General features: G+C 68.1%; 11 protein-coding genes and 1 pseudogene. 2 read left to right on the top strand and 10 right to left on the bottom strand.

Annotated elements, in window-relative coordinates:
* Positions 1-266: 266 nt before the first annotated feature.
* Positions 267-770, bottom strand: coding sequence for a VOC family protein (locus HMPREF0591_RS17700; RefSeq protein ID WP_040623048.1), 504 nt, complete (start codon positions 768-770; stop codon positions 267-269).
* 126 nt (positions 771-896) lie between these two features.
* Positions 897-1580, bottom strand: coding sequence for a TetR/AcrR family transcriptional regulator (locus tag HMPREF0591_RS17695; protein ID WP_208857777.1), 684 nt, complete (start codon positions 1578-1580; stop codon positions 897-899).
* A 112-nt stretch (positions 1581-1692) separates the two neighbouring features.
* On the opposite strand from HMPREF0591_RS17695, the gene HMPREF0591_RS17690 reads away from it, so the two are divergent.
* Positions 1693-2148: a nitroreductase/quinone reductase family protein gene (locus tag HMPREF0591_RS17690; protein WP_007169999.1), complete on the top strand. Its 456-nt coding sequence runs from the start codon at positions 1693-1695 to the stop codon at positions 2146-2148.
* A gap of 10 nt (positions 2149-2158) precedes the next feature.
* Here HMPREF0591_RS17690 and HMPREF0591_RS17685 read toward each other — a convergent pair whose 3' ends face one another.
* Both HMPREF0591_RS17685 and HMPREF0591_RS17680 read right to left on the bottom strand, forming a co-directional pair.
* Positions 2159-2839, bottom strand: a complete 681-nt coding sequence (locus HMPREF0591_RS17685) for an Rv1815 family serine proteinase (RefSeq protein WP_007169998.1) — start codon at positions 2837-2839, stop codon at positions 2159-2161.
* 94 nt (positions 2840-2933) lie between these two features.
* Positions 2934-3866, bottom strand: a complete 933-nt coding sequence (locus HMPREF0591_RS17680) for a sterol desaturase family protein (RefSeq protein ID WP_040623047.1) — start codon at positions 3864-3866, stop codon at positions 2934-2936.
* A gap of 107 nt (positions 3867-3973) precedes the next feature.
* Here HMPREF0591_RS17680 and HMPREF0591_RS17675 point away from each other — a divergent pair, with 107 nt between their 5' ends.
* Entirely contained in the window at positions 3974-5170 is a 1197-nt protein-coding gene (locus tag HMPREF0591_RS17675; protein ID WP_007169996.1) for an NAD(P)/FAD-dependent oxidoreductase, read from the top strand.
* Here HMPREF0591_RS17675 and HMPREF0591_RS17670 read toward each other — a convergent pair.
* From HMPREF0591_RS17670 to HMPREF0591_RS33975, 6 genes and pseudogenes are all read right to left on the bottom strand, one after another.
* A complete protein-coding gene (locus tag HMPREF0591_RS17670) occupies positions 5167-5883 on the bottom strand; it encodes an MgtC/SapB family protein (RefSeq protein WP_007169995.1) in 717 nt (238 codons plus the stop codon). The two genes, HMPREF0591_RS17675 and HMPREF0591_RS17670, sit on opposite strands and share 4 nt — an antisense overlap.
* 178 nt (positions 5884-6061) lie before the next feature.
* On the bottom strand, positions 6062-6379 hold the full coding sequence (locus tag HMPREF0591_RS17665) for a DUF732 domain-containing protein (RefSeq protein WP_007169994.1): 318 nt from the start codon (positions 6377-6379) through the stop codon (positions 6062-6064).
* Between the two features lie 105 nt (positions 6380-6484).
* The gene (locus HMPREF0591_RS17660; protein ID WP_007169992.1) at positions 6485-6808 is read right to left on the bottom strand and encodes a DUF732 domain-containing protein; all 324 of its coding nucleotides are present in this window, start codon (positions 6806-6808) and stop codon (positions 6485-6487) included.
* A gap of 53 nt (positions 6809-6861) precedes the next feature.
* On the bottom strand, positions 6862-8271 hold the full coding sequence (locus HMPREF0591_RS17655; RefSeq protein ID WP_007169991.1) for a PPE family protein: 1410 nt from the start codon (positions 8269-8271) through the stop codon (positions 6862-6864).
* Positions 8272-8345: 74 nt separating this feature from the next.
* The gene (locus HMPREF0591_RS17650) at positions 8346-9608 is read right to left on the bottom strand and encodes a PPE family protein (protein WP_007169990.1); all 1263 of its coding nucleotides are present in this window, start codon (positions 9606-9608) and stop codon (positions 8346-8348) included.
* Between the two features lie 640 nt (positions 9609-10248).
* Positions 10249-10388 (bottom strand): annotated as a pseudogene (locus HMPREF0591_RS33975) (type VII secretion protein EsxI); the annotation flags it as partial.

Raw genomic sequence — 10388 nt, 5'->3', positions numbered from 1 at the left:
CACCGCCGCGCAGCCGCCCGCGATGCCGAAGCCGACCACCACCACGTCGACGTCGTCGGTCCACGACGTGACGTCGCCCGCGCTGACCGTTGCCGGTATTTCGGTGCTCATCTGCGCCACTCCTCCTCATCGCTGCGCTCTGCATCGTCGTTGGCGCGGCTCATCTGCGCCACTCCTCCTCATCGCTGCGCTCTGCATCGTCGTTGGCGCGGCTCATCTGCGCCACTCCTCCTCATCGCTGCGCTCTGCATCGTCGTTGGCGCGGCTCATGGGCGTTGCTCCTGTTTGATGTAGTCGTAGAACGCCCTCATCTCGGGCGCGATGTGGGCGATCTCCAGAAACGGCACCGCCGCCTGCGGCGCCGACAGATAGGCGAATCGGATGCCCCCGGGCATCACGCCTTGCTGGACGACCGCTGCGCCGAATTCCGCCGCGCCGGCCAACGCCGCGTCGAACTGCTGGGGGCTCTCCGCCTCCACGCAGATGTGGTGCAGGCCGGGCCCGGAGTCGCGCAGAAAGTCACTATAGATGTTCTGCCCGCGGACCGGTTGGATCAGCTCCAACTGCATGTCGCCGAGATAGCTCAGTGAGATGCTGGCAACGAAATCGGCCGGCTTACCGAGGTAGCTGCACGAGTCCGGAGCAAAGTGCACCTCGGGTATCCGCACCCACTTCTTCACCCCTAACAAGCCGGTGAGGGCGGTTTCGGTGGCGTCCAGGTCGGTGGTGACCCACGCGATCTGCGTCGGCGATTGAACGGGAAGCGTCATCGTCTCGCAGGATAGCCCAGTGGCGCGGCGGTCAGAAAGGGCCATGAAAGATTTGCCGGGGCCGGGCGATCCGGTCGCGTGACGGGCCCGGTGAACGTGTTCTAATTCCGTGCGCCCTGGCGGCCGTCAATGCTGAGCCAGCACGTCCACCAGCAGCCGCAGCTGCGCGTCGAACACCGCCTCGGGGTCGGTCAGGGTATCCGCGCCGTATTGGCCGAACACCTCGAGGCTGATGGCGCCCAGCACCCCCGCCCACAGCAGGAAGCACTTCGCGACGACCCGGTCGTCGCCGGGAAAACCGAACTCGTGGCGGATCCGCTCGAAGTCGGACGACATCGGCTGCGGCGCAACGGTATCGGTCAGCCTGATGTCGCCGGTGGCGATGCCGGCCGCGACGGCATCGAAGAAGGCCGCCACCACGCGGGTGCCCACGGACACCGTGCGCTCCGGCGGGGCGTGATACCCGGGCACGGGGCTGCCGTACAGCAGGGCCCAGCGGGACGGGTGCGCGACCGCCCACTGCCGTGTCGCCCGGGCAATGGCGATGACGTCGTCACTCCACAGCTCGTCGGCCGCGTCGCGGGCGCGGTCCACGGCGTCGGCCAGATCCGAGTAGGCGTCGACCAGCAGCAGGGTCAGCAGTTCGTCGCGGCTGGCCACGTAGCGGTAGACGGCCGACGACACCATGCCGAGGTCGCGGGCGATCGCGCGCACGGACAACCCGGCCGCGCCGCGGTCGACCAGCTGCCGGCGACCCAGCTCGACGATGCGCGACTCGATCTGTTCCCGGCTCTCCTGGCGTTTGCCCACGCGGTCAGTCTGACACAACCGAGATCACCGCTCTTGCTTTCCCGGGTGGACTGTGGCAGCGTGCCCAGCAAAGAGAGCACCGCTCTCGGTAGGTTTGCGAGAGGGGACCCACATGTCCACCCGATACCAGGAGCCGGGCCGGGCGGCACGCGCCGCGAACGCGCTGATCCGCTGGCTGGCCGAGCTGGGCGTCAGCATCGCCGGGACCCACGCGCTGCGGGTTCGCGGGCGCACCAGCGGAAAGATGCGGGCGGTAGTCGTCAACCTGCTGATCGTGGACGGAACCGACTACCTGGTTTCGCCCCGCGGCAACACCCAGTGGGCGCGCAACGTCCGGGCCGCGGGCGTCGTCGAGACGGGTCCGCGCTGGCGCAGGCGGCACGCGCGGGCCAGCGAAGTGGCCGACGCCGACAAACCCGAGCTGCTGCGGCGCTATCTGGATCGCTGGTATTGGCAGGTCAAGGATTATGTCTCCGGGCTGACACCGCAGAGCACCGAGGAGCAGTTCCGCGCCGTCGCCCCCACGATCCCGGTGTTCGCGCTCGCGCCGGATGAGGCGCCACGCTGAACGCCTAGCCCTAGCGGGCGACCCGCGCCACCCCGAGGTCCTCACGGACCTCTTCGGAGGTGGCCCGCCACGACACCGCCGCCGGGAACTCACCCCAGACGCTGTTGAAGATGCCGACGAGCAGCCCGGGACCGGCGCTGGACGGCAGGTACACGGGGCCGCCCGAGTCTCCGTTGTGGCTCTGCACGCCGTGCGACATGGTGAACCACCCGTTGTTCACGCTTTCCACCGTCCCGCAGGTCTCCCCGGTGCTGACGCCGAAATGGCAGATCGCCTGCCCGGGGGCCAGCGCGGCCGCCGGGTTCGAAATCAATTGACGCCCGCCCGGCAGGACGTTGTTCGCCATGACGCCGTTGTCCAGCACGATCGCCTCGTAGTCGGTGATCAGCTGGTCGGTGGCCACGGTGGTCCCGCTGGGGGTGTTGTCCCGGAACGCGGCCAGGCGGCCGATGACCGCTCCGCCCCGGTCGGTGACGACCCCCTCGCCGCCCCGGCAGTGCCCGGCGGTGAACGCGATCTTCATGCCGGGGTCGACGTAGCCCAGCGTGCAGACGCGGTTGCCCTGGTGAATCTCCATGCCGGGATAGACCATGACGGGGTCGGCGTGAGCCGGCACAGGCGGCAGCGACTGCGCGAGCGCGGCGACGGTGATCGACGCGATGAACGCGCGGATTGCCAGGCGACGCACCATCAACTCCGATCCGTCGGGGCCAAATCTCGGCCGATTCGAGATTACGGCGTGACTTTCCGTTACGCAGAAGTCTTCGTGCCGTGGACTCCCGGCGTTACGTGGACGAAGCCACCGGGACGGCCGCATCGACCCGGTCCGTCGTGCGCGGCGCCCAGCCCGGCGGACCGAAAACGTAGCCGAGGCGATCGCGCAGCCGGGTCGCCGAGCGCCAGTCGTGGGCGATCGCGACGTATTCGCGGGTCTGCAGCTTCCAGATGTTGAAGGTGTCGACCCGCTTGGTCAGGCCGTAGTGCGGCCGGAACAACTCCGCCTGGAAGCTGCCGAAGAGCCGGTCCCAGAGGATCAGGATGCCGCCGTAGTTCTTGTCCAGGTACAACTGGTCCATCCCGTGGTGCACCCGGTGGTGCGACGGGGTGTTGAAGACGAATTCGAAGGGCCGCGGCAGCTTGTCGATCCGCTCGGTGTGCACCCAGAACTGGTAGATCAGGCTGATCGAGAAGCTGAAGAACACCATCCAGGGCGGAATCCCCAGCAGCGGCAGGGGGACCCACATCAGGATTTCGCCGCTGTTGTTCCACTTCTGGCGCAGCGCGGTGGCGAAGTTGAAGTATTCGCTGGAGTGATGGGCCTGATGCGTCGCCCAGATCAACCGCACGCGGTGCGCGATCCGGTGATAGGCGTAATAGAGCAAGTCGACGCCGACGAGCGCGATCACCCACGTGTACCAGCGGGCCGCCGAGAGGTGCCAGGGCGCCACGTAGGCAAAGAGGGCGGCATAGCCGAACAGGGCGAGGGTCTTCCACGCGGCGGTGGTGCCGACCGAAACCAGCCCCATCGAGATGCTGGCCAGCGAGTCGCGGGTCAGGTAGGCGCCGGAGACCGGCCGCGCCTCTTTGGTGAGGCTTTCCAGCTTGCGGGCCGCCGTCCATTCCAGCGTCAGCAGCAACAAGAAGAAGGGGATGGCGAGCAGCACCGGGTCCCGCATCTGCGGGGGCAGGGCGGACACGAAGCCTGAGAGCGCACTCACAGGCATAAGACTACGACGACCGCCGGCATCGTCGTGTCGCCTTGGTCCCCGATGCGGGTCCGGCCCACACTGTGCTGACGTGTCGGCCGTGGTGAGGCGTTGAGCAAGTGACCGCTGTGGTGGTGATCGGCTCGGGATTTGCCGGGTTGTGGGCGGCGCTCGGGGCGGCCCGGCGGCTCGACGAGCTCGCCGTTGCGCCGGGCACCGTCGACATCACCGTGCTGGCCGCCCGCCCGTTCCACGACATCCGGGTGCGCAATTACGAGGCCGACCTGAGCGCCTGCCGCATCCCGCTGGCCGACCTGCTCGACCCCGCCGGGGTCGCACACGTCGCGACCGAGGTGACCGCCATCGACACCGCTGCGCGCACCGTCGCCACCTCGGGCGGGGCGACGTACGGCTACGACCGGCTGGTGCTCGCGGCGGGCAGCCGGCTCGTCACACCCGCCGTACCGGGACTGCGGGAGTTCGGCTTCGACGTCGACACCTATGACGGTGCGCTCGCGCTGCGCGACCACCTGCGCCGCCTCGCCGACGGGTCGCCCACGCCCGCGGCCGCCACGGTCGTCGTGGTGGGGGCCGGGCTGACCGGTATCGAGGTGGCCTGCGAGTTGCCCGACCGGTTGCGGCGGCTGTTCGCCGGCGCGGGCGTCGTTCCGCGGGTGGTGCTGGTGGACCGCAACCGGATCGGATCCGATATGGGCGCCTCGGCCGTCCCGGTGATCGAAGCGGCCCTGGCGGGCAATGGCGTCGAGACCCGGGTCGGGGTGCACGTCGCCGCGATCAGCGCGGACAACGTGTCGCTCTCCTCGGGCGAGCAGCTGGCGGCGGGCACGGTGGTGTGGTGTGCCGGGATGCGGGCCAGCCCGTTGACCGAGCAGGTGCCGGTGCCGCGCGACGGCCTGGGGCGGTTGCCCGTCGATGACTTTCTGCGGGTAATCGGGGTACCAGCGATGTTCGCCGCCGGCGACGTCGCGGCCGCCCGCATGGACGCCGGCCACATGTCGGTGATGTCGTGCCAACACGGCCGCCCGATGGGGCGCTACGCCGGATACAACGTCATCAGCGAGTTGCTCGGCGAGCCGTTGCTGGCCCTCCGAATCCCTTGGTACGTCACGGTTCTCGACCTCGGGCCGGCCGGGGCGGTCTACACCGAGGGGTGGGATCGGGTGGTGGTGTCGACTGGAGCGGCGGCCAAGGACACCAAGCGGACGATCAACACCCGGCGGATCTACCCGCCGCTGACCGGCGACCGCGCCGACCTGCTGGCCGCGGCCGCACCCCGGCTGCAGTCCCGCCCCTAGCTGCGCCCGTCCGATTGCGCTTCGTCGCCGGCGTACCACTGCACGGCGCGGACTCCCGGTTGCAGCGACAGCTCGGCAACCAACCGCTCCAGCCGCGACGGCGCGTCCCCGTCCATGAGGAGGTGCGCGGTCAGCGTGATCTCGTCGTCGCCGGACCGCCCGGTGTGGATCCCGCGCAGCGTGATGTCGTTGCCGCCGGCGTGCTGCACGATCTGGGCGCGCGCGTACTGCTCGTGCTTGGGGCGGGCGATCACCTGCACCAGGTAGGGCCGCAGGCTTTCGTCTTCGTCGCCGGTGTTGTCGCGGTCGATCAGCCGGCCCAGGGGGCGCCCCAATACGTGGATGGCGATCACGGTTCCCGTGCCGATCAACGCGAAGAGCAGATGCCCGGATGCGGCCAGCACGCCGATCGCCGCGGAGCACCACAGGGTGGCGGCGGTGTTGAGCCCCCGGACGTTGACCCCTTCGCGCAGGATCACGCCACCGCCGAGGAAGCCGATGCCCGACACCACATACGACGCGACCCTGGTGGGGCTGGTGTCCGTGGTGGCGGCGGCGTAGAGCACGAACAGCGTCGCCCCGCCGGCGACCAGCGCGTTGGTGCGCAGGCCGGCCCGGCGGGCCCGCCACTGCCGTTCGAGGCCGATGAGGGCCCCGCAGCCCACCCCCACGGCGAGGCGGAGCGCGAAATCGGCGACACTCAGCGTGTCCATCGGCGCTCCTTCCCCCTCGGCCCGGCGTGCTGCCGTGGCCGCAGCTAACCAGGCTCAGGTAAACAGCGGGTGGATCCCAACCCAACCAGATGCTATGCGGCTACGTGCGCGAAACCTGCGGGCCGCCAATCCGTTGCGCCAAGGTCAGGATGGGTGGGCGCGGAATGCCGTCGCCGCACTATCGCATGTTGAGTTTCTGGGGGCAGTAGAACTTTGCGGCGATCGCCAGGAACGACGTCGCGTGATCCGCAGTGAGCCCGGGATTTTGGGCCTGCAACTCGCTGACCATCTGCGGGCCGTACTCGCCGTTGCCCATCGACTCGCACACCGCCTTGGCGAACTGCACGGCCGCGTCCGGCGTCTTGTAGGTGATACCCGCGCTGCGCAGCGACGCGAGAAAGCTCGCCTCGTCGACGCCGCCATCGGGGTCGCCATGTGCGGGCGCGGCCAGGCCGATCACGGCCCAAACGCCGATCACCGCCACCAGCAGCCTCATAGCTGGCGATTGTCTCATGCCGGGCCGTCGCGCGCAGCGCGCGCCCGGGATCGCTGAAAGATGTTATCCCTCAGCGGAACTCGTGCGCGGCCACGAATCCGCGAGTCAGGCTTTGCTGAGCTGGTGGGGGCAGTAGTACTTCGCGGAAAGCAGCGCGAAGTTGGATGCCATCTCCATGTCCATTCCCGGATTGTGCATCTTCACGTCGTGCACCACCTCGAGGCCCGACTCGCCGTTGTTCAGGCACGAACACACCGCCCGGCCCGCCCCCACGGCGGCGTCCGGGCTGGCGAAGCCGAAGCCGGCCTGATGCAGTGCGGAAATGAAGCCGCCGTCGTCACCGTCGGGTACCGGCGGGGGATCGGCATATGCCGGCGCGGCCAGGCCGATCATGAGCGGGGCACCCAGTAACGCTAGTAGCCGTTTCATTGTCTTACCTTCTCTCCTGCGACGGCGATCCTGGTAATGGATCGTGTTGTCCGCTAACCGATTTGGGCGTCGGCGGGAAGAACTTTTGACTTGTCCCCCTTTTTCAGGTGCACCGCGTGGATGCCTGGCTTCTTGGCCAGCTGCTCGAGCAGGGCGTCCAGGCCCTCCTGGTCGACGCTGTGGTGTTGCACGGTTTCGGGTTGCTCCGATATCTGCGCGACCAGGCGCTTCAGCTGTTCCGGCGATTGTTTGTCCTTGAGGTCCTTGATGGGCTTCATCCGGTTGCGCACGCCGGCACCGACCACGGTGGGCCCCCCGGAGCCGAGGGCGCTGCCCAGCATCCCCGCCATCCCCATCGAGCTGAACAGGCTGCCCTCGCCCAGCGCGGCCGCCGGCACGGCCTCGGGTCCCGCGGCCGACAGTGCCGCAGCGACCGTCCGAATGGCCGGGGTGGCCGAGGCCCAGCTGGGCGGAACGGTCAACGATCCGACCAGCGTGCCCCGGGCGAAGCCCGCCGTCGGGCTGAGCGCGTCGAACAGCGTTCCCCTGCTGAAGCCGAGCGCCCCGAGCCCCGCCCCCAACGCGTCCTTGGGCAGCGCGCCGTAGGCGATCGGCGGGGCGAACTTGAGCCACTGTGACACCGGGAAGTTGATCAGCAGTCCGATGTCGTTGAACGTGGTCGTCAGGCCGAGGGGGACTTTGACGGCGTTGTACATCGCCGTGTAGAAGTTCGCCCCGCCCGGGATCGTGTTCAGGAGGTTGGTCCAGAACGTCTGGTAGGCGGTGCCGAGGTTGGCGAGCCAGGCCAGTGGCCCGGTGGCGCCGGTGGTGGTGCCGGCCAAGTTAGCGGTGCCCGCAAGGTTTTTCGTGACGGTGCCGGCCGCGGTGTTGGCGGTCTGAGTCAGCGCCGCCGCCTGCATCGGCCCCGCCGATTGGTTGGTCGTCTGGGGGGCGGGGCTGAACTCCTGCAGGCTGTTCGATGCGGTCGCAGAGGACGCGAAGTAGGTGTCCATCGCCGTCGCGTCCTGGGCCCACATGTCGCCGTATTCGGCCTCGTTCGCCGCGATCGCGGCGGTGTTCTGCCCGAACAGATTGGTCGCTACCAGCTGCGCGAGCAGTGCCCGGTTGGCAGCGATCACCGGCGGGGGTACGTGGGCGGCAAAGGCCGTCTCGTATGCGGCGACGGCCTGCGTGGCCTGTGCCGCGGTTTGAGCGGCCTGGGCGGCGGTTTGCTGTATCCAGGCCACGTAGGGCGCGGCCGCGGCCGCCATGGCCATCGACGACGGTCCGACCCACGGGCCGGTGGTCAGGCTCGAGACCACCGACGAGTACGCGGACGCGGTCGCCTGCAGGTCGGTCGCGAGGTTCTCCCATGCCGTCGCCGCGGCGACCAGGGACTCCGGTCCCGGGCCGCTGTACATCCGGCCCGAGTTGAATTCCGGCGGAAAGGCTCCGTAAAACATCGCTACTCCCCTTGCCTGCTTGGTGGCGCCTGGGTGGACGGCGCTGGTCTGGTGTGCGTGGTGGTCATCGCCGGTCAGTCCTCGAGGGCCGGGATCACGATGATGGTGGCCGCGGCGGGGTCCGCCTCGGCGACCACGCCGCCCAGCGAGCCGGCGGCCTTGGCCGCGGTGGCGCCCACCGAATGGGTCGCGCTGCTGGCGACGGCCCTTCCCAACAGGCTGGACAGGCCCATCTGGCTGAACATGCCCTCCTCGCCGGCCAGCGTGGCGGCCGGAGCTGCGGCAAGGTTGGCCGGTATCACCTGGGCGATCGTCCGGACCGCCGGTGCGGCTTCGGTCCAGCCTTGGGGCACCGACATGTTCCCGACCAGGGCCGCCTTACCCAGTGACCCCGACACCTGCCCGCCGACGGCGGAGCTGAGCATGGGCTTTACGGCGCTGGCGCCACTGGTCAGCGGGGCGAGCGCGCCGGTGATCGCTTTCGGGCCGGACAAGTAGGCGGCGGCGCTCTGTCCGTTCTGGCCCCACGCGTACGCCTGCCCGAACGACAGGAACGGACCGCCGGGAATCGTGCTCCACGACTGTGGCGAGTACACCCCGGTGACGGCGGACCAGAAGGTGTTCCAGTTTTGGACGATCGGCGGCACGGTAAGCCCCGTCGAGGTCGTTCCCGCGTTCGTCCCGGCATTCAGGGTCTGCATCGCCGGCTGCATCGTGGCGCTCAGCTGGGACAGGTGCGAAACCGTGTTGGAACTCGCCTGCGCGGTGGACTGTGTCATGGCGCTGGCCTGCATGACCGTGCTGTCGGTGTTCGTGGTCTGCGGCGGCTCGGCGAACGGCGTCAGCTGCGATGCGGTCGCCGACGAGGCGGCATAGCCGTACATTGCCGCGGCGTCCTGCGCCCACATCTCCATGTATTGCGCCTCGGTGGCGGCGATCGCCGGCGTGTTCTGACCGAGGATGTTGGTGGCGATGAGCGTGGCGAGCAGGGCCCTGTTGGCCGCGATCACCGGTGGTGGCACGGTGGCCGCGAACGCCGCCTCGTAAGCGCCGGCGGCAACTTTCGCCTGGGCGCCGGCCGCTTCGGCCTGTGCGCCGGTGGCATTGATCCACGCCACGTACGGCGCGGCGGCGGCCGCCATCGCGATCGCCGACGGTCCCGTCCACGGACCCGTCGCCAGCGTCTCGATTATCGAGTTGTACGACGCGCCGGTGACCTGCAGTTCCGCAGCCAACTCGTCCCAGGCCGCCGCAGCGGCCAGCAGCGGACCCGACCCCGCACCGACATACATCCGCCCCGAGTTGATCTCCGGCGGAAGCGCTCCGAAATCCAGCATCTTCTACCTCCGGTCCCCCAAGTGGCCGCCATGGTAGGCGCGGCTTTGCTGCCCCGGCCGTATCCGCGCGACAGTTCTAATGAAACGCATGGAATCCACCATTCCTGCGGTGAGCTGGTTCACACACGCCCGACAACAAACCATTCTCTCCTTAGCCTGAGAATTGCTGATAAAGATTGCGTCCGGTTGCCCTCCGGGGCCCACCGAACGAATATTAAGTCCAAAGCGACCGTAACATATCGAGCGCGTGTTCCCTTCGCGTAACAAACTGTAAAGCTTAAATGTCATAGCGGGTCCCGCGGATGTGAGAACTTGTTTGCAATCAGAGGGTTGTGATTTTGCATACATCCAGTTCAAAGCGCTGTAGGGCAGGAAGTAACCACGATTGATCACAATTAGTCAATCGCGATTCGTGGAAATAATTTCCCGGGCCGGATCGGCATCCAAAGCCGATTCGCGCCATTATGTTTCAAGTCAATGTTACGACGCGTAATTGCCCGAGCCGACGACCTCCCGTTGACTTATTCCGAAGTGGCATAATTCACACTGCGGCAGAGCCGCTAAAACCGCGTTCCAGTTCAAAACCCCGGGCGCATTGCGGGGCGTGCACCAAATATCCTGTTCAATACATCGACGCGTATTACGCCCAGCTCGATCCGACGGCGCTGTCGGTGCTGGCCATGTTGCTGCCGGCGCTCTGCACCTTCTGCCCGTGCGCATTGGCCTGCTCGTAGATCACCTGGAAATTGCGACCCAACTGGGTGATGAACTCCTGGCACG

The organism is Mycobacterium parascrofulaceum ATCC BAA-614, from assembly GCF_000164135.1.
GTDB lineage: Bacteria > Actinomycetota > Actinomycetes > Mycobacteriales > Mycobacteriaceae > Mycobacterium > Mycobacterium parascrofulaceum.
This window is presented reverse-complemented; position numbering and strand designations above follow the sequence as displayed.

Coding starts and splice junctions, on each gene's coding strand:
- HMPREF0591_RS17665 (WP_007169994.1), bottom strand. CDS start 6,379: ATGAGGCTGCTGGTGGCGGTGATCGGCGTTTGGGCCGTGATCGGCCTG.
- HMPREF0591_RS17670 (WP_007169995.1), bottom strand. CDS start 5,883: ATGGACACGCTGAGTGTCGCCGATTTCGCGCTCCGCCTCGCCGTGGGG.
- HMPREF0591_RS17655 (WP_007169991.1), bottom strand. CDS start 8,271: ATGTTTTACGGAGCCTTTCCGCCGGAATTCAACTCGGGCCGGATGTAC.
- HMPREF0591_RS17660 (WP_007169992.1), bottom strand. CDS start 6,808: ATGAAACGGCTACTAGCGTTACTGGGTGCCCCGCTCATGATCGGCCTG.
- HMPREF0591_RS17700 (WP_040623048.1), bottom strand. CDS start 770: ATGACGCTTCCCGTTCAATCGCCGACGCAGATCGCGTGGGTCACCACC.
- HMPREF0591_RS17690 (WP_007169999.1), top strand. CDS start 1,693: ATGTCCACCCGATACCAGGAGCCGGGCCGGGCGGCACGCGCCGCGAAC.
- HMPREF0591_RS17650 (WP_007169990.1), bottom strand. CDS start 9,608: ATGCTGGATTTCGGAGCGCTTCCGCCGGAGATCAACTCGGGGCGGATG.
- HMPREF0591_RS17685 (WP_007169998.1), bottom strand. CDS start 2,839: ATGGTGCGTCGCCTGGCAATCCGCGCGTTCATCGCGTCGATCACCGTC.